This window comes from Haladaptatus sp. QDMS2 (assembly GCF_029338295.1).
Lineage (GTDB): Archaea > Halobacteriota > Halobacteria > Halobacteriales > Halococcaceae > QDMS2.
Genome location: NZ_CP119791.1, coordinates 909,192 through 924,644, shown reverse-complemented (window position 1 = coordinate 924,644; position 15,453 = coordinate 909,192). Strand labels below are relative to the sequence as shown.

Sequence of the window (15,453 nt, the reverse complement as noted above, 5' to 3'; positions counted from 1 at the left end):
GATATGAGCATGGAGATTCTGCTGACGAACGACGACGGCATCGACAGCACGGGGTTTCGCGTGCTGTACGATGCGCTCTCGACGGTCGGGAACGTGACGGCCGTCGCTCCGAAGGAAGACCAGAGTGCGGTCGGGCGAAAGATGTCCCGAGAGGTCCGCGTCCACGAACACGAACTGGGGTACGCCATCGAGGGAACGCCGGCCGACTGCGTCGTGGCGGGCGTCCAGTCGCTCGGCCCTGACCCCGACCTCGTCGTCGCGGGCATCAATCGCGGAGCGAACCTCGGGGAGTACGTTCTCGGACGTTCTGGAACCGTGAGTGCCGCCGTCGAAGCCGCCTTCTTCGGCATTCCCGCCATCGCCGTCTCGCTGTACATTCCCGGTGGCTGGGAGGAGTTCAAGAAACACCGCGAGTCGGCCGACGCCTACCGCGAGGCCGTCCGCGCGACCGAATACCTCGCAGACCACGCCATCAACGCCGGCGTGTTCGAGCAAGCCGATTATCTCAACGTGAACGCGCCGATGCCCGGTGACGACCCCGCCGAAATGGAAATCACCCGGCCCTCTCACGTCTACCAGATGGACGCAGAACAGAACGGCAAAACCGTCACCCTCCACGACCGCATCTGGGACAAGATGGCCGCAGGCGACATCCCCGACCCGCGGGGAAGCGACCGCCGTGCCGTCGTCGAGGGGCGCATCAGCGTCTCGCCGCTCACCGCCCCGCATACGACAGAACACCACGAGGCGCTGACGGCACTCGCCGAAACTTACCAGTAGACCGTCGGGAACTCGACAGTGGATGGGCGCTCCGCCGTGTGGTGAATTCGCGCCCCCGCCGATTCACGAGACGCGAAGAAACCTGCGTCCGTCGTGGCAATCGTCATCCGCAGGGTGTCGCCGGGTTCGAAGGTCCGCTGGAAGGCGACGAGTTCGAGGTCGATTTCTGTCGGTTCCAGTCCCTCGACGCGAACCGGCGTCACCTGATTGTTAATGAGCGTTTCTTCGCCGTCGCGGACGTGTTTCACTCGAACGAAGAGGCGTGTCTCGGGGCCAAGTGGCTCGATGGTGAGCCGTGCTGTCGGCGCGCCGAAAATCTCCTGTGCCTGCTCGATAGGGAAATCGAAATCGACCGCCGTGCCAGCCGTGTCCTCGTTCTCGGGGACGAAGTGGCTCGTCGCGGTCGGAATGACGCTGTTCAGAACGACCGTCGAATCGCCGTCGCTCGTGTCTCGGAATCGGCGCGTCTGGGTTTCTGCGTCGGGTTTCGGCACGTCTTCGGCCTCGCGCCACTCGCCTGTCTGGACCTCGTAGTACGTCACGGGAGCGAGCTTCGCGTCCGCCGCGCGTGCCGTCTGGTCGGCCTGTGCCGGGGCTTTCAGGAAGGCGTCGAGCCACGACAGCGCCATCGCGTCGAGTCGCTGCTGTTGGTCCTCCCCGGCGGCGTCCGTGGCGGTGTGGCCACCCTCGAAGAAGACGAGTCGCGTCGGCACATCGTTCGATTCGAGCGCCTGGGCCGTCCAGAGGGCTGCGTTCGGGACGAACAGCGTGTCGGGCCATCCCTGGAGGAATAGCGCCGGTGTGTCGAGTTGGTCGAGTTTAACTGCGGGCGAGCGAACACCGAGGTAGGCCTCTCCGGATTCGTCGATTTCGTTGGTCGCCGCCGCTTTCGTGTTGATTTCGTGGAGTTTCGGCGGGAGGCCGTACTCCGCGTCGTCCTCGTCGGGAAGGCCATCGCCGGAGGTGAGACCGCGCGACCCACCCACGCCAGCAGCGTAGAGCAGTGCTGCCCAGCCGACTTTGACGACCTCGTTGGGTTCGAGCGCGTAGCGCAGGTCGTGCCACGCCCATCGCGGAACGATGGCGTCGAGACGGTCGTCCGCGGCCGCGACGTTGAGCTGGATGCCGCCACCGTAGGAGAGGCCGTCCATGCCGACTCGCGGGTTGTCCGGCTCACCTTCGACAGTCTGGACCGCGTCGTGGGCGGCCAGCCACGAGACGAGCGTCGATGCGTCCTCGACCTCCTTCGGGCCGTCGACGCCCACTTCGCCGCCCGATTCGCCGAAGCCCCGCGAGTCGTAGGTCAGGACCACGTAGCCATTGCTCGCGTAGTTCTCCGCCCAGCGACGGACGTAGGCGGCGTTTCTATCCGCGCCCCAGCCGTGAGTGATGAGGATGGCCGGGTGTGGTCCCTCGGCTGTTGGTTCGTACAGGCTCGCCGCGATGGTCGTACCGTCGAACGATTCGATGTCGACGCGCTGGGTGCGGGTGAAGGCGTCGCTCTCGGTCGTCTCGGTCGCCGTGACGCTCGTCGCACTCGCCCCAATTGCGGCGCTCGCCGCGAGGCCGCGAAGGAGCGTGCGCCGTGTCACGGCCCGGCGCTCGTCGTCTTGGTGTGGGTCTCGGTTGGGCAACATATCGTTCTGCATGGCTCACCCACGGCGGATAAACTAACTGGCAGGACTGTCCAAAAAAGGGAGCCGGCTACTCGGTCGGCAGTTCGACGCCAATTTGGCGGAGGAGCGTGGTCATGCTCGCGCTGTCTTTGGCCTCGACGACTTTCCCGTCCTCGATTCTACGGAATGAAAAGCCATCTACCTCGACCGGATTTTCAGTCGGTTTGAATCCCCGGAACTGCCCGGTGTGCGTCGCCCGCATCGTCCACCAGAGGAACACCACGTCGTCCTCGGCTGCCATCGCGTTCGTCGTGAACGTTGCGTTGGGGAACCCCTCGTCCCACTCGCGGTGTATCGCTTTAATGTCCTCTCGGGTCGCGAGCTTCTGTGGCTCGCCCATCCGGCGCGTGCCGATTTTCACGTCTGGCGCGTAGAGGTCGTCGATGACCTCCAGGTTGTCTTCAGTCCACACCTCCCTGACCTCGCGGTTCACGAGGTCCTTGTTCGCGTTGGATACGTCTGCTGTTGCCATGGTTTCACCACCGCCCGTCGTACGAGCGACCGTCACCACTTCCTTCGTTGGGACGGAAGAAGACTGTTGAGCAACACGCTCGGTGTGGTGACTGTCACCCGGACGAGCATTTCCACTCTCCACTCGGACCGCTCACCTAACTCGACGGAATCGTCACACCAATCTGGTCGAGGAGCGTGACCATGCTTGCTGAGTCAGTTGATACGGTGATTTTCCCGTCCTGAATACGACGGAAGCCAAAGCCATCTATCGAGACGGCGTTTCCGGTGAGTGCATAGCCACGAAACTGCCCCGTATGCGTTGCCTCCATCGTCCAGTAAAACATGACGGCGTCTCCCTCGGCGAGAAGTTCGTGTATCTCGAACGTTGCATCGGGGAATCCATCCATCCACTCACGGTGGTGTTCCCTAATGTCGTCACGCGAGGCGAGTGTTTCTTCGTCACCCATCCGACGAGTTCCGATGACGACGTCAGGTGCGAACAACGCCGCGATGCTCTCGTCGTTTACCTCTGCCCACACTTCGCGCACCTCGCGCTGGACCAACCGTTTGTTCGCCGCATGAACGTCTGTCGTCGCCATTTTGCCACCTACCCCCCGCTACTCACTGAGCGCGAGTGGTAGCGACTACTTCGACGGCAGCTTAGATTATCGTTGAGCAACACACCGTGATTCAGGACTGTTCGCTCCGGCAGCCGGTTAACACCCGTTCGAGTAGGTGAGTTCGGTGAACTCCTCTCGAATCGTGAGTCGAAGCTTGGTGCAGTCGGTCAGCACGTTCGAAGCCACGTCGAACGTCTCCGTCGGGAACTCGTTGACCGTGTAGCGAACGACGTACTCTCCGGGCGAGTCGGGGAGCGCGTCGCTCACGACGACCTGCGGCGGCTGTTCGTCGCCCGTTTTCGCCGGGACGGCGAACTCGTTCGAGTACACCGACGAACCCGCATCGACGACCGAGAGGGAAATCGAGACGCGAGAGGACCTCTCGTTTGCGAGTTCGATGCGGGCGAGTTTCGCGGCGTCCGTGGTTCCGACACACCCGGCGAGGAACAACAGACTGGAGGAGAGCGTGAGTACTCGCCGTCTGTTCATACAGAAAATCAGTCGTGAAGATTGATAAATCTACGTGGCCCCTTCCCCCAGCAGGCCCGGCTATCGGGCGGTGGGACTCGGGACAGGGGCGGCAGATTCGGAGCCTGTCCAGCCCGCAATCAACAGCACCGCCCCGCCGAGTAGCGTGAGATACAGTCCGACCGCGGGGACGAGCGTGGCATTAGCAGCCAACAGGGAGTTGCCGAGGAGGTACCTGAGCGCGAGAAACAGCGTCAGTACCCCCGAGTGAATCGCGAGTATGGACCGGACAGTGGGGTGGGCGTCGAACAAGAGCAAGCAGAGCACCACGCCGGCCGGGAGCAGGATGTAGAGGTCCACCGCGTCGAACCCGATCGCCAGCCCGTTGCTAACGAGGAAGGGCAGTTCGGCCGATGCGGGGAGGTGCGGGTTCACCTGCGCCCACGGCAGGTTCGCGCCGACGAGGAGCAGGAGGCCGCCACTAGCGCACAGCAGCAGTTCACGACCGATACGAATGTTCATAGTCAAGAAGGGTTGGAAGAAACCATAAACGAGTCGTAAGGACAAAATTCGACTTGAGCTATGCAGTCGCCCGGGACACCGGTTAGCGGGGCGCACTGGGCCACGAGAGGCTTTGCACTGGCGCGTCGTCTCTACGGATGGTGCATGTAGATGGACCGGATTACCGTCAGAAGACAGGAGGACATCGCAGAAACAGAGAGCACACCAGGTGTCTTCAGAGCCAGCACGTTCGACGCTGCGGACACGCTCATGGTGCAGTCACGGGTCGCCGCCGGCGCGGCAACCGGGTGGCACCACAACGGCGATAGACACGTCTACGCTTACGTCGTCTCGGGGACGGCGACGCTCGAATACGGCCCAGGCGGACACGAATCGGTCGAAATGGCGGCCGGTGACTTCGTCTACGTTCCCCCGCAGACGATTCGACGGGTGGTAAACGGGACGCGAGAAGACTGGGTCGCTGTCATCTGCTTCGTCGGGTCCGGCCCCCCTGCAATCAACGTGGACGGCCCGGCGAGCGAACCGAGAGGAGAAAGCTGATACCAGCCTGTCGTGATGCGACGAACATGACCGAACAGGATGCAATCGAGCAGGTGGATGCTCCTGCCACCGTCTCGTCTCTCGCTGCCGATTTTCGCGACCTCGGTCTCTCCGCCGGCGACACCGTCATCGTCCACTCGTCGCTAAGCTCGCTCGGCTGGGTCTGTGGTGACGCCCCCGCCGTCGTCGACGCCCTGATGGACGTTCTCACGGAGACGGGAACGCTCGTGATGCCGAGTTTCACCTCCCAATACTCGAATCCCGAGTTCTGGTCGCAACCGCCGGTTCCCGACGACTGGGTCGAGGTTATCAAAGACCTGCGACCGGCCTACAGACCGGAGAGTACCCCGACTCGGGGCATGGGCGCGATAGGGGAGTGCTTCCGGAACTACGCGGGGGTCGTCCGAAGCCAGCACCCGATAACTTCATTCGCTGCGTGGGGTACTGGCGCTGCGGACCTCGTCGCGGACCACGAACTCGCCTACGGCCTCGGCGAAGGGTCGCCGCTCGCCAAACTCTACGACAGGGACGCGAAGGTACTGCTGCTCGGCGTCGGTCACGCGAACAACACGTCGATACACCTCGCCGAGTACCGCGCCGACCTTGACCAGGAGGTGCTCACCGAGCGCGTCCCTGTGGAACGCGACGGCGAGCGCGTGTTCGTCGAATTCGAGGACATCGAAACCGACACCGACGACTTCGAGGAGGTCGGCGCAGCATTCGAGCGCGAACACGGAATCACAGAAGGCACGGTCGGCGCAGCGACAGTAAAACTCGTCGACCAGCCGGCGCTCGTTGACTTCGCCGTTGAGTGGTTCGAGACGAATCGGTAGTCGGACAGCACGTCGCCTCCGCGAAGGGTTATGCTGTTAGCTCTCCAACAGTACGGAGACCCCGATGCGCCCGTTTCGACAGTTGTTCTCCACGCAGTCTGCGCCAGCCACGTCCCAGACATCGTCGTCGAACGCGGTAGACCCGACGTTCCGACAGTGGGTGTTGCTGTATGGAAATCGGCGGTGGATTGCGTTTTTCATCTCCGCGATGATTCTCCTCTTGCTCCTCGTCATCGGAACGATTTTTGAATTTGAAATGGAGCGACTGGTCACAGAAACCAGAGCCGTCCAGGCGCTGTTCAACACGCTGCTCGGCGGCGTGATTCTGTTCGTCTCGGTGGTGCTCTCCATCAACACGGCCGCGCTCTCACAGGAGTTCGGCACACTCCAGGTCAAGCAGGCCCAAATCGTCGATTCAATCGAGTTTCAGATGGAACTCGAAGAAATCGCCCAACTGGGGGTCAGTCCGGCCGGTATCGGCCCGTTTTTCGCATTCATCCTGCGGGCGCTTCGGCGCGAAACCGACCAACTCAAACGCGGCGCGACCGACGTTTCGGACGCAGACCAGCGCGACTCGTTGCTCTCGCTCGTCGAAAACGTGGAGGCAGAGCTCTCGAAAATCGAAAATCGCCTCCGGGCTGACAATCGACGCCTGTCCACCGTCCTGCTCGCGGGACTCGATTACGACTACGCGAGCCACATCAACGCCGCGCGACGCCTCCAGGCCGAGTTGAGCAGCGCCCTCCCCGAGCGAAAGCTCAAATCGCTCAACAACCTCTCTGAGGTGCTCGTGCTGTTCGCCTCCGGGCGCGAATACTTCACGACGCTCTATTTCAAGCGCGAACTGCGAAACCTGTCGAACGACCTCCTCATCCTCGCGCTACCAGTCATCGTCTTCACTGCCTACGTGCTCCTCGCCATCGATGCGGGCCTATTCCCGCGATTTACCGTCCTCAGCATCGAGCGTCGTTTTCTCTACATCGCCATCGCCTTCGTCGTCGCGCTGTCGCCGTACGTCCTGCTCAGTTCCTACATGCTCCGCATCGTCACCGTCTCGAAGCACTCGCTCGAATCGACCGGCTTTACGCTCGAAGACGAGGATTTGAGATTGCGGCCGTAATCGGATTGTTCCGGTGACGAGAGCGCAGCGTGATGGGACCGCTGAGGCGAATCGAACCTGAACCACGAAACCTAACTACCCAGTCGCGAATCTGGTCACATATGTGCGAGACGGTCGTGGAACTACTGGAGAGCAACGAAAAGCACGTAGAGACCTTCAAATCCCGGTTCGACGACGTTCAGGACAGCCAACACCCGGGCGTCGTCACCGTCTGCTGTTCGGACTCCCGCGTCCTGCAAGACCACATCTGGGGGAACGACGAGCCAGGCCAAATCTTCACCGTCGGGAACATCGGCAACCGAGTGGTTCAGCAAACCGCCGTGGGCGAGGAAGTCTCCGGCGACGTGCTCTACCCCGTCGAACACACCGGGACGAAGACAATCGTCGTCATTGGTCACTCTGGCTGTGGAGCAGTTACAGCCACCTACGACGAACTCACCGACGGCCTCTCTGAGCCGCCGGGAATCGAACACTGTATCGACCTCCTGAAACCGCACCTCGAACCGGCCCTGGACCTGCTCCCGGACGACGTAGACCGAAACGGAGCCATCAATCGGCTCGTCGAGTACAACGTCGATTGGCAGGTCGAGTTCTTAAAAGAGAGCGGCGACATTCCCGACGACGTAGACGTTATCGGCGTCGTCTACGACTTCATGGACGTGTACGGAGGGCCGCGAGGCAAGGTGTACGTCGTCAACGTGAACGGGAACCGCAGCGCAGAAGGCCTTCGTGAGGAACATCCAGAACTCGGCGAGTGGGTCGACCGCGTCTGGGAGTACTGAACGACTCGAAAGCGACGGGTGGTCTCTCCTGCCACTTTATCTGTCAACCCATCGATTGATATCCCATGGCACAGGGTGTCGGCACAGTTCTCAGAAGACAGATTCGCGGCGTCGTTGGTGCCCTCATCGTCAGCGTGGAGTTGCTGTTCACGACGGAGATGTGGGTCCAGGGGTCGCACCTCCCGACCGCGTGGTTGCTCGTGTACGCCGTCGTCGGGCTCGCCGTCGTCATCGCCATCCGGGAGTCCATCGGGTCGCGGAAGGGAGACGAGACCCCGCTGACCGTCGCCACCGTCGTGACCGACTTCACCGAACTGTTGCTCCAGAGCTTTCTCACTGCCTACGCGGTCCTGTTGTTGTTCGGCATCATCGAACTGAGCGACCCGCCGGTTCTCATCGCCCGGCTCGGGCTCTTTTTCGTCGTCCCCCTCGGCTTCGGCGCGGCACTCGCAGACGAGTTGCTGTACGAAGCAGAAACCGAGCCATCCCCCGACCGCCCGTTCTACCGACACCTCGGCGTGTTCGCCGTCGGCGCACTGTTCGTTGGGCTGACCCTCGCGCCGACCGACGAAATGGCGCTCATGGCCGCCCACGCGAACTGGACGCGACTGGCACTCGTCCTCGTCCTGAGCCTCGTCGTCGCCTACCTCGTTCTCTACGAACTCGAATTCCGCGGCCAGCGCACCCGGTCGTTCGAAAAGACGCTCGCAGACCAGGTGGGTCACGCGTTCGTCTCCTACACAGTCGGTGTCGTCGTCGCCGTCGCGCTACTCGCTGCCTTCGGACAGTTCAGGGCGGCCCCGCTCGCGGTCTGGGTTCAGTTGGCCATCGTACTCGGCTTCCCGGCGACGATTGGCGCGAGCGGGGCGCGGGTGGTACTCGGATGAGCGAGCGTGAGGGCGACCTCGATTCCCTGCCCGAACGGGTGCTCATCGTGGTGAGTACGGCGTTCACCATCGCGCTGTTCGTCTTCGTCGTCTGGCAGGGAGTGGCGACGCCGACGTTCGCCGCACCGACCGCCGCGGTAGGCAACGTGACGCCCCTCCCGAACGGCGACCTCCGGGTGGCCGTAATACTCGAAAATCAGCAGAACGTCGGCCTCTCGTCGGTGACGGTCGCCGTCGAGTGTGACACCCCGCCGCCGGAACTCACCTTCGAGAACGTCCCCGCCGACGACAGGCGGCTTGGCTACGTCGTGTGCCCGGCCGGGACTAAGAACGCGACCGCGACCGTCTCGTCGTGGATCGAAGTATGACTGGGTGGTTCGCTACGAAGTCGAAGCTGACTCCGGCGCGACGAGCGCCACCCGCACCCAATCGCGCCCGGCGCTAATCAGAACGACATCAAGCTCGTGTCGCGCTGCAATCTCGCGGATGTTTGCTGGCGCGTATTCGGGTTCGGTTGGAATCGATGCGACGCCGGGAAGGGCATCCCAGAGTCGCAATCGGAGTGACAAGTTCTCTCGCTTGAGAGGCCCCTGCCGGTCGATTTTACCAACCAACCACTCCCCTGAAAGCCCAGGAACAGCGGTTTTGCCGGAATCGAATTCAAAGTCCTCGTAGTCGACGGCAGCCAGGTCACGCTCTACGTGGGACCAGTCGGGCATCGTCGAAGCCTTCGCGTGGAGTGATGATAACGTTCCGTGCGAGCAAATGCGCGTTCCCGCGTCTCGCGCCGAGGTACCGTGTTCGCGCTCCCACTGGCATTGCAGATGGTATTCACGTCGTCATCTCAAACCACAACGTCGTTCAGAGAGGTCGTTTGAGTCGAAGCGACGTGCGGTCACTCGCCTCGCCGTAGGAATTTCGCGCACCCACGACCTCGAAGCCGTGTTTCTGATAGAACGAAATCCCAATCTCGTTGTCGGGGACCGTAGACACCCATTGCTCAGTCGCACCTCGTTCGCGTTGCTGTCTCGTCATCGTTTCCAGCAATCGAGAACCGATTCCCTGCCGCTTCTTCGCCGGGTCAACGTACAATACGAACACTTCACCGACGGTCGGGGCAGTGAGACCACCGCCACCCGCGCCGACGACCGCCCCCATCTTCGAGTGCGACGAGCCATCCGTCCCAGTCCTCTGGCGAGCGGACCTCTCGTGCGACGCGCTCGGGAGTGTAGAACTCCTCGATAGTCGCCTCGATTTCCCTCTCGGGAAGGATACCAGTGTACGTCGCACGCCAGCCGTCGGCGCAGACGCGGCAGATACCATCGACGTGTCGTCGTTCCGCCGCCAGGACTGTTACACCCATGCTTCTTTTTTCTCGTACTACGGCAAAATGACACTGGCGACGCCGTTTCGGCTACCGATTCTCGCGCTGGTGGACCTTGTTCAACTCGATGAGCAACCGGAAGATGGCCTTCACGAGGTTCGCGTCCACCTCGAATCGCTCTGCGTTCTTCCCGGCGCGTTCCATCACCTTGTCCTCCTGTTCCTCGTCGGTCGTCGGCAGGTCGAGTTCCTCCTTGACCTGCGCAATCGTGTCCGCGACGTAGGTCCGCCGGGCGATGAGTTCGACCAGTTCGCGGTCGATTTCCTGTATCTCCTCGCGGTGTTCGTCGAGCGTCACTTCAGTCGCGCGCCGTGATTCTGTGTCGTCGTTAGCCATGTGTGTCCGTCGTTAGTGCTCCAGATGTCTTCGAGTTGTTCCAGTGCGTCTCGGTCGCCGACCGCCGTAAAACTCGGCCCCGTTCCCGAGAGTGAGACGCCCTTCGAGAGGGGCATCGCCTCGACGAGCGGGTCGGTGGGAAAGTCGAGGGCCGCACAGAAGGCGAGGCCGTTTACCGTCATCGCCCGTTCGTAATCCCCAGCGAGCGCGAGGTCGGCGACGAGGTCGGCCATCGGGGCGACTTGCTTGCAGCGAGCCACATCCGCGTCCGCGCTGAACGATTGCTCGTCGGGCGTCCAGACCAGCACGTCCCAGTCGACTTCCTCGCGGTGGAGGAGTTCGTCAGCCGTGTTGTCCGTGACCGTCGCGCCGCCGAGCATGCTCGCGCTCGCGTCGTCGAACGCGCCGGTGACGGCGACGCCGGTCTCGCGGGCGGCGGTGACGCCGATACGTGCGGCGTCCTCACGGTCGAGTTCTGCGTCGAGGGCGGAGAGGGTTGCGAGCACCGTGGCGTTGGCCGCGGCGCTCGAACTCTTCAGGCCGGAGGCCATCGGCACATCGCTTTCGGTGCGGACATGCCCGCCCTGCCCGTCGCCGAAGCGTTCGGTGACGAGTTCGACGCAACGTTCGACGAGGCGAGTGTCCGCGTCCGGCGCGTTCGCGATCTCGCCGGTCACGCCGGGGTCGTCGCTCAGCGTAACGTGCGCGGTGGTGTAGCGGTCGATGGCGAACGCCGCGCCCGTGCCGGTGGCGAGCGCGTTGAGGATGGTTCCTGCGGCGGGTGCCTGTGCCGTGCCCTCCATGGTACAGGTTCTCCTCCCCGACGGGCCTACTTACACGTGGCGGTTGGTGCGGATTTAGCCGACGGACAACGCCGGGTTTTTCCCGGCGACGGGCGAACACTGGGTATGAGCCTGCGAAACGACATCTCGCCCGAGACGCTCGGCATCGAACTCACCGAGGGCGGCGTCGTGGTCCACTACACGGACGGCAGAGAGGTGTTCTACAACGGGGTTCCCGCGAAGGTCGAAGGGACGGTCAAGACCGCTCCCGCGAAAGACGTCCACATTCTCGTCACCGACCCCACCGAGACGGAGGGCGTCATCGTCTACGTCAACGACCGCAACACGGCGGACGAAATTCTCGAATCGACGGGCGTCGGCCGCGTCCTGCTCGACGAAAACGAGGAAACGTCTATCTTCCCCGGCGTGACGATTCGCGATGCGGGTGGCTATCGCGTCGAAGTCGAGGCGGACCCGGAGACGGTCCGTGGCCGTGTGTTCGTCTTCGAAGAGGACGATATGGGCGAACGCTCGTTCGAAATCGTCTCTCCACCCGCCGACGCGTAGCTACATGATGTAATCTGCGTCCTCACCCTCGCAGTTTTTCTCGTGCTGACGCGCGTCTTCTTCGACGTCGAACATGAGCCCGCAGCTATCACACTGATACCAGGTCATGCCATCGCGTTCAGTCGTAGAGACCATAGGTAACAACTGGCGTGGGGCGGTAAATTCGTTTCTCCGAGCGAACCGTAAAGAGTGCGGGGCGTCAACGGTCTGCTATGAGTTCGGGTGTCAGAGACGAGGGACTTACACTCACCGTCCAGAGTGCAGAGAAACGCGATGCCGGGCGGGGTGTCGCACGTCTGCCGGAGGCCGCCCGCAGACAACTCGGCGTGTTGAGCGGCGACACCGTCATCATCGAGGGGGCGGCCGCGACCGTCGCGAAAGTGTGGCCCGCCGGGGCCGGACTGTCGAAGAAGGCCGTCCGCATCGACGCTGACACCCGCGCCAACGCCGGGGTCAACATCGGTGACGAAGTCACCGTCAGACCGGTCGAGGTGGCAGACGCGACGAGCATCGAGGTCAAGCCGGAAAGCGACTTCGCGGACGACGATGAGGCGACGCGGGCCATCCGCGAGGCACTCATGGACCGCCCGCTCACCGCTGGCGAACAGATTCACGTCCAGCGACTCGGCAACGGCCCGCTCACGGTATCGCGGACCCGGCCAGACGGCATCGTCCGGGTGACCCAGACGACGCGTATCACGTTACTCGAACCTGACTCCCCACAGAAACCGGCCGTGAGTAGCACCGCGCCGACTCGCCCCTCTGGGGTGAACTACGAGGACATCGGCGGCCTGGACGACGAGCTAGAGCAGGTTCGGGAGATGATAGAACTCCCGCTCTCGGAACCCGACCTGTTCACCCAGTTGGGCATCGACCCGCCGAAGGGCGTCCTGCTCTACGGGCCGCCCGGGACGGGCAAGACGCTCATCGCCAAAGCCGTCGCCAACGAGGTGAACGCCCACTTCTCGGTGATTTCCGGCCCCGAAATCGTCTCGAAGTACAAAGGCGAGTCAGAGGAAAAGCTGCGTGAAGCCTTCGAGACGGCGACGGCGAACGCGCCGGCCATCATCTTCATCGACGAGATCGACTCCATCGCCGGCACCCGCGACGACGACGCAGACATGGAAACACGCGTCGTCGCCCAGTTGCTGACCCTGCTCGACGGCCTGAACGAACGCGGACAGGTCGTCGTCATCGGCGCGACCAACCGCGTGGATGCCATCGACCCCGCCCTCCGCCGCGGCGGCCGGTTCGACCGCGAAATCGAAATCGGCGTCCCCGGAATCGAGGGGCGTCGAGAAATTCTCGACGTTCACACCCGCGGGATGCCCCTCGCCGACGACGTGGACGTAGAACGCATCGCGAAGCGAACCCACGGGTTCGTCGGCGCGGACCTGAAGACGCTCGTCACGGAGGCGGCGATGCACGCGCTTCGCGGCCGGGAAGAAGGAAAACCGCTCACCGTGACCCGGGCGGATTTCGACGCGGCGATGGCGGCGGTCGACCCCTCCGCCATGCGCGAGTACGTCGCGGAGACGCCGAGCGTGAACTTCAGCGCCGTCGGCGGCCTCGACGAGGCGAAACAGACCCTCGAAGAGGCGGTCATCTGGCCGCTCGAATACGGGGCGCTGTTCGACGCCGCAGACACGGACCCGCCTTCCGGTGTGCTGCTCTACGGGCCTCCTGGGACGGGTAAGACCCTCCTCGCGCGCGCTCTCGCCGGGGAGAGCGAAGTGAACTTCATCCACGTCGCGGGGCCAGAGTTGCTCGACCGCTACGTCGGCGAGTCGGAGAAGGCCGTCCGGAAGGTGTTCGACCGGGCGCGACAGGCCGCCCCCGCAATCGTCTTCTTCGACGAAATCGACGCCATCGCGGCGCGTCGCGACGACAGCCACGAGGTCACAGAGCGCGTCGTCTCCCAATTGCTCACCGAGATGGACGGCGTCGTGGACAACCCGAACCTGATGGTGCTCGCCGCGACGAACCGCCGGGAGGTGCTTGACCCCGCGCTGGTGCGGGCGGGCCGCCTCGAAACCCACATCGAGGTGCCAGCGCCCGACGAACCGGCCCGGAAGGCGATTCTCGCGGTCCACTTGGCGGGGAAACCGCTCGCAGACGACGTAGACCAGGCGCAGTTGGCAACCGACACCCGCGGGTACTCAGGGGCCGACTTGCGGTCGCTCGTCCGCCAGGCCGCGATGTTCGCCATCCGTGACCTGGCGGCGGACATCGGCCCAGCGGAGGCGAACGCCCGCGCGGACGAACTCGTGATTACGGCGGCCCACTTCGCCCGGGCGCTCGAACAGGTCGAACCGTCGCTGACCTGACCGCTTCGGCCTCGATTCGAGTTCAGGCGCGCGCAAATGACAGTGAAAAAACAGTAATGCTTTCACGATTGAACTGAAACGTGGAGTAGAACTGATGGGTGACGGAGACAGGCCAGTCATTCTCGTTGTCGAGGACGAAGCTGACGTGGCAGAAACGTACGAAATCTGGCTCAGTGATGACTACGAGGTCATCGTCGCACCGAACGGGCGCGATGCACTCGACGCCATCACCGACGACGTGGCCGTCGTGCTCCTGGACCGCATGATGCCGGGGCTCACGGGCGACCAGGTGCTGGAGACGATCCGAGAACGCGAACTGGACTGTCGGGTCGCCATGGTGACCGCCGTCGAACCCGACTTCGACATCATCCGGATGGGGTTCGACGCTTATCTCAGCAAACCGGTGAGCAAGGCACAGTTACACGAGACGGTCGAGTTGCTCCTCGAACGGGCGGAGTACTCCACCTTGCTACAGGAGTACTACTCGCTCGCAGAGACCAAGGCGGCGCTCACGACCGGCAAGCGCCGGGAGGAACTCGAAGGCAACGAGGAGTACCAGGCACTCGAAGCCGAACTCGATGCCGTCCGGACGCAGTTGAACGAAACGCTCGGAGGGTTCACAGACGAGGCTGATTTCATCAGCGCACTCCGGGACATCGGGGGGATGGATGGAGCGCAATCGAACTGACAACAACGACGACCCACAAATGCGATACGAACTCGACGCGGTGCTTCCCACGGAAACGATTCACGTTTCACCGGGCACGAACCTGCTCGTCGCCGGACCGCCAATGAGCGGAAAGCGCGAGCTTACCCTCTCGATTCTCGCACAGGGAGCGAACGCAGAAGAAGGCAACATCTTCGTCTCCACCGACCACGGCGCGGAGGCGACGCTCGCTGACTACCAAACGCTGGTGGCCGCGCCGAATCAAGCTGCCCTCGGCATCGTCGAAACGACGGAATCGGGGGCGACGATGCATGAGTCGTTCGTCCACTCCGTCACGTCTCCCGCCGACCTCACGGGCATCGGCATCGGGGTATCCGAGTTCATGCAGCGGTTCAACAAGAACGGCATCCGCCAGACGCGGTTCGCCCTCGACTCCGTCTCGACGCTGCTCTCGTACGTCGATGTCAGGACGGTGTTCAAGTTCTGTCACGTCCTCACCGCCCGCCTCGAATCGGTCGGCTACCTCGGCGTGTTCACCCTCGACACGGGCGTCCACGACGAGCAGGCGGTCAACACGATAAAGCAGGTGTTCGACGGCATGGTCGAACTCCGCGAGCGCGACGACGGCATCGAAGTTCGCGTCATCGGGCTGGACGGCTACCGCACCGGGTGGGAACCGTACGAACCCAATCACTCTTAGGCGATGGCG

Annotated in this window: 22 protein-coding genes; 11 read left to right on the top strand and 11 right to left on the bottom strand. The window is 63.1% G+C overall.

Annotated features, from left to right (window positions below; all coding sequences use genetic code 11):
• The first annotated feature begins 9 nt into the window (after nt 1–9).
• Nucleotides 10–780 carry a 5'/3'-nucleotidase SurE gene (gene surE, locus P1M51_RS05150; protein WP_276248471.1) on the top strand — a complete coding sequence of 257 codons (771 nt, stop codon included), beginning with the start codon at nt 10–12 and terminating at the stop codon, nt 778–780.
• Here the strand turns inward: surE and P1M51_RS05145 are convergent.
• The 5 genes from P1M51_RS05145 to P1M51_RS05125 form a co-directional block, all read right to left on the bottom strand.
• Complete coding sequence (locus P1M51_RS05145) at nt 771–2,417, bottom strand: CocE/NonD family hydrolase (RefSeq protein ID WP_276247117.1); 1,647 nt, start codon at nt 2,415–2,417, stop codon at nt 771–773. The genes surE and P1M51_RS05145 overlap by 10 nt on opposite strands.
• A gap of 67 nt (nt 2,418–2,484) precedes the next feature.
• A complete protein-coding gene (locus tag P1M51_RS05140) occupies nt 2,485–2,928 on the bottom strand; it encodes an ester cyclase (protein ID WP_276247116.1) in 444 nt (147 codons plus the stop codon).
• 136 nt (nt 2,929–3,064) lie between these two features.
• Nucleotides 3,065–3,508 (bottom strand): ester cyclase, encoded by a 444-nt coding sequence (locus P1M51_RS05135; protein WP_276247115.1) that lies wholly within the window; start codon nt 3,506–3,508, stop codon nt 3,065–3,067.
• Between the two features lie 117 nt (nt 3,509–3,625).
• Nucleotides 3,626–4,018 carry a hypothetical protein gene (locus P1M51_RS05130; RefSeq protein ID WP_276247114.1) on the bottom strand — a complete coding sequence of 131 codons (393 nt, stop codon included), beginning with the start codon at nt 4,016–4,018 and terminating at the stop codon, nt 3,626–3,628.
• A gap of 60 nt (nt 4,019–4,078) precedes the next feature.
• Nucleotides 4,079–4,519, bottom strand: coding sequence for a hypothetical protein (locus P1M51_RS05125; RefSeq protein WP_276247113.1), 441 nt, complete (start codon nt 4,517–4,519; stop codon nt 4,079–4,081).
• 150 nt (nt 4,520–4,669) lie between these two features.
• Here P1M51_RS05125 and P1M51_RS05120 point away from each other — a divergent pair, with 150 nt between their 5' ends.
• The 6 genes from P1M51_RS05120 to P1M51_RS05095 all read left to right on the top strand — a co-directional run bounded on the left by P1M51_RS05120 (nt 4,670) and on the right by P1M51_RS05095 (nt 9,049).
• Complete coding sequence (locus tag P1M51_RS05120; protein WP_276247112.1) at nt 4,670–5,059, top strand: cupin domain-containing protein; 390 nt, start codon at nt 4,670–4,672, stop codon at nt 5,057–5,059.
• Nucleotides 5,060–5,085: 26 nt separating this feature from the next.
• Nucleotides 5,086–5,892 carry an aminoglycoside N(3)-acetyltransferase gene (locus tag P1M51_RS05115; RefSeq protein ID WP_276247111.1) on the top strand — a complete coding sequence of 269 codons (807 nt, stop codon included), beginning with the start codon at nt 5,086–5,088 and terminating at the stop codon, nt 5,890–5,892.
• Between the two features lie 64 nt (nt 5,893–5,956).
• Nucleotides 5,957–7,012, top strand: a complete 1,056-nt coding sequence (locus P1M51_RS05110; protein WP_276247110.1) for a hypothetical protein — start codon at nt 5,957–5,959, stop codon at nt 7,010–7,012.
• A gap of 101 nt (nt 7,013–7,113) precedes the next feature.
• Nucleotides 7,114–7,794 carry a carbonic anhydrase gene (locus P1M51_RS05105; protein ID WP_276247109.1) on the top strand — a complete coding sequence of 227 codons (681 nt, stop codon included), beginning with the start codon at nt 7,114–7,116 and terminating at the stop codon, nt 7,792–7,794.
• A 65-nt stretch (nt 7,795–7,859) separates the two neighbouring features.
• Nucleotides 7,860–8,681 (top strand): DUF2391 family protein, encoded by an 822-nt coding sequence (locus tag P1M51_RS05100; RefSeq protein ID WP_276247108.1) that lies wholly within the window; start codon nt 7,860–7,862, stop codon nt 8,679–8,681.
• A complete protein-coding gene (locus P1M51_RS05095; protein ID WP_276247107.1) occupies nt 8,678–9,049 on the top strand; it encodes a hypothetical protein in 372 nt (123 codons plus the stop codon). The genes P1M51_RS05100 and P1M51_RS05095 overlap by 4 nt, the downstream gene beginning before the upstream one ends.
• A 12-nt stretch (nt 9,050–9,061) precedes the next feature.
• Here the strand turns inward: P1M51_RS05095 and P1M51_RS05090 are convergent, their stop codons facing one another.
• The 5 genes from P1M51_RS05090 to P1M51_RS05070 form a co-directional block, all read right to left on the bottom strand.
• Nucleotides 9,062–9,400 carry a hypothetical protein gene (locus tag P1M51_RS05090; RefSeq protein WP_276247106.1) on the bottom strand — a complete coding sequence of 113 codons (339 nt, stop codon included), beginning with the start codon at nt 9,398–9,400 and terminating at the stop codon, nt 9,062–9,064.
• A 142-nt stretch (nt 9,401–9,542) separates the two neighbouring features.
• Entirely contained in the window at nt 9,543–9,839 is a 297-nt protein-coding gene (locus P1M51_RS05085) for an N-acetyltransferase (RefSeq protein WP_276247105.1), read from the bottom strand.
• A complete protein-coding gene (locus P1M51_RS05080) occupies nt 9,784–10,044 on the bottom strand; it encodes a hypothetical protein (protein ID WP_276247104.1) in 261 nt (86 codons plus the stop codon). Before P1M51_RS05080 ends, P1M51_RS05085 begins: the two co-directional genes overlap by 56 nt.
• Before the next feature lie 51 nt (nt 10,045–10,095).
• Nucleotides 10,096–10,401: a chorismate mutase gene (locus tag P1M51_RS05075; RefSeq protein ID WP_276247103.1), complete on the bottom strand. Its 306-nt coding sequence runs from the start codon at nt 10,399–10,401 to the stop codon at nt 10,096–10,098.
• Nucleotides 10,359–11,204, bottom strand: coding sequence for a shikimate kinase (locus tag P1M51_RS05070; RefSeq protein ID WP_276247102.1), 846 nt, complete (start codon nt 11,202–11,204; stop codon nt 10,359–10,361). Before P1M51_RS05070 ends, P1M51_RS05075 begins: the two co-directional genes overlap by 43 nt.
• A 105-nt stretch (nt 11,205–11,309) precedes the next feature.
• Between P1M51_RS05070 and P1M51_RS05065 the strand changes: the two genes are divergently transcribed.
• On the top strand, nt 11,310–11,750 hold the full coding sequence (locus P1M51_RS05065; RefSeq protein ID WP_276247101.1) for a DUF5796 family protein: 441 nt from the start codon (nt 11,310–11,312) through the stop codon (nt 11,748–11,750).
• On the opposite strand, the gene P1M51_RS05060 is transcribed toward P1M51_RS05065, so the two are convergent.
• Nucleotides 11,751–11,885: a hypothetical protein gene (locus tag P1M51_RS05060; protein WP_276247100.1), complete on the bottom strand. Its 135-nt coding sequence runs from the start codon at nt 11,883–11,885 to the stop codon at nt 11,751–11,753.
• A 77-nt stretch (nt 11,886–11,962) separates the two neighbouring features.
• Here P1M51_RS05060 and P1M51_RS05055 point away from each other — a divergent pair, with 77 nt between their 5' ends.
• The 3 genes from P1M51_RS05055 (at nt 11,963) to P1M51_RS05045 (ending at nt 15,444) form a co-directional block, all read left to right on the top strand.
• A complete protein-coding gene (locus P1M51_RS05055) occupies nt 11,963–14,077 on the top strand; it encodes a CDC48 family AAA ATPase (RefSeq protein WP_276274857.1) in 2,115 nt (704 codons plus the stop codon).
• Nucleotides 14,078–14,171: 94 nt separating this feature from the next.
• On the top strand, nt 14,172–14,765 hold the full coding sequence (locus P1M51_RS05050; RefSeq protein WP_276247098.1) for a response regulator transcription factor: 594 nt from the start codon (nt 14,172–14,174) through the stop codon (nt 14,763–14,765).
• Complete coding sequence (locus P1M51_RS05045; RefSeq protein ID WP_276247097.1) at nt 14,746–15,444, top strand: ATPase domain-containing protein; 699 nt, start codon at nt 14,746–14,748, stop codon at nt 15,442–15,444. Before P1M51_RS05050 ends, P1M51_RS05045 begins: the two co-directional genes overlap by 20 nt.
• Nucleotides 15,445–15,453: the final 9 nt, after the last annotated feature.

Excerpts from the sequence above, each read along its gene's own strand:
- P1M51_RS05055 (WP_276274857.1), top strand. The coding sequence starts at position 11,963 with ATGAGTTCGGGTGTCAGAGACGAGGGACTTACACTCACCGTCCAGAGT.
- P1M51_RS05095 (WP_276247107.1), top strand. The coding sequence starts at position 8,678 with ATGAGCGAGCGTGAGGGCGACCTCGATTCCCTGCCCGAACGGGTGCTC.
- P1M51_RS05140 (WP_276247116.1), bottom strand. The coding sequence starts at position 2,928 with ATGGCAACAGCAGACGTATCCAACGCGAACAAGGACCTCGTGAACCGC.
- P1M51_RS05075 (WP_276247103.1), bottom strand. The coding sequence starts at position 10,401 with ATGGCTAACGACGACACAGAATCACGGCGCGCGACTGAAGTGACGCTC.
- P1M51_RS05090 (WP_276247106.1), bottom strand. The coding sequence starts at position 9,400 with ATGCCCGACTGGTCCCACGTAGAGCGTGACCTGGCTGCCGTCGACTAC.
- P1M51_RS05060 (WP_276247100.1), bottom strand. The coding sequence starts at position 11,885 with ATGGTCTCTACGACTGAACGCGATGGCATGACCTGGTATCAGTGTGAT.
- P1M51_RS05110 (WP_276247110.1), top strand. The coding sequence starts at position 5,957 with ATGCGCCCGTTTCGACAGTTGTTCTCCACGCAGTCTGCGCCAGCCACG.
- P1M51_RS05100 (WP_276247108.1), top strand. The coding sequence starts at position 7,860 with ATGGCACAGGGTGTCGGCACAGTTCTCAGAAGACAGATTCGCGGCGTC.
- P1M51_RS05065 (WP_276247101.1), top strand. The coding sequence starts at position 11,310 with ATGAGCCTGCGAAACGACATCTCGCCCGAGACGCTCGGCATCGAACTC.
- P1M51_RS05045 (WP_276247097.1), top strand. The coding sequence starts at position 14,746 with ATGGAGCGCAATCGAACTGACAACAACGACGACCCACAAATGCGATAC.
- P1M51_RS05120 (WP_276247112.1), top strand. The coding sequence starts at position 4,670 with ATGGACCGGATTACCGTCAGAAGACAGGAGGACATCGCAGAAACAGAG.
- P1M51_RS05125 (WP_276247113.1), bottom strand. The coding sequence starts at position 4,519 with ATGAACATTCGTATCGGTCGTGAACTGCTGCTGTGCGCTAGTGGCGGC.
- surE (WP_276248471.1), top strand. The coding sequence starts at position 10 with ATGGAGATTCTGCTGACGAACGACGACGGCATCGACAGCACGGGGTTT.
- P1M51_RS05050 (WP_276247098.1), top strand. The coding sequence starts at position 14,172 with ATGGGTGACGGAGACAGGCCAGTCATTCTCGTTGTCGAGGACGAAGCT.
- P1M51_RS05145 (WP_276247117.1), bottom strand. The coding sequence starts at position 2,417 with ATGTTGCCCAACCGAGACCCACACCAAGACGACGAGCGCCGGGCCGTG.
- P1M51_RS05135 (WP_276247115.1), bottom strand. The coding sequence starts at position 3,508 with ATGGCGACGACAGACGTTCATGCGGCGAACAAACGGTTGGTCCAGCGC.
- P1M51_RS05070 (WP_276247102.1), bottom strand. The coding sequence starts at position 11,204 with ATGGAGGGCACGGCACAGGCACCCGCCGCAGGAACCATCCTCAACGCG.
- P1M51_RS05130 (WP_276247114.1), bottom strand. The coding sequence starts at position 4,018 with ATGAACAGACGGCGAGTACTCACGCTCTCCTCCAGTCTGTTGTTCCTC.
- P1M51_RS05085 (WP_276247105.1), bottom strand. The coding sequence starts at position 9,839 with ATGGGGGCGGTCGTCGGCGCGGGTGGCGGTGGTCTCACTGCCCCGACC.
- P1M51_RS05080 (WP_276247104.1), bottom strand. The coding sequence starts at position 10,044 with ATGGGTGTAACAGTCCTGGCGGCGGAACGACGACACGTCGATGGTATC.
- P1M51_RS05105 (WP_276247109.1), top strand. The coding sequence starts at position 7,114 with ATGTGCGAGACGGTCGTGGAACTACTGGAGAGCAACGAAAAGCACGTA.
- P1M51_RS05115 (WP_276247111.1), top strand. The coding sequence starts at position 5,086 with ATGACCGAACAGGATGCAATCGAGCAGGTGGATGCTCCTGCCACCGTC.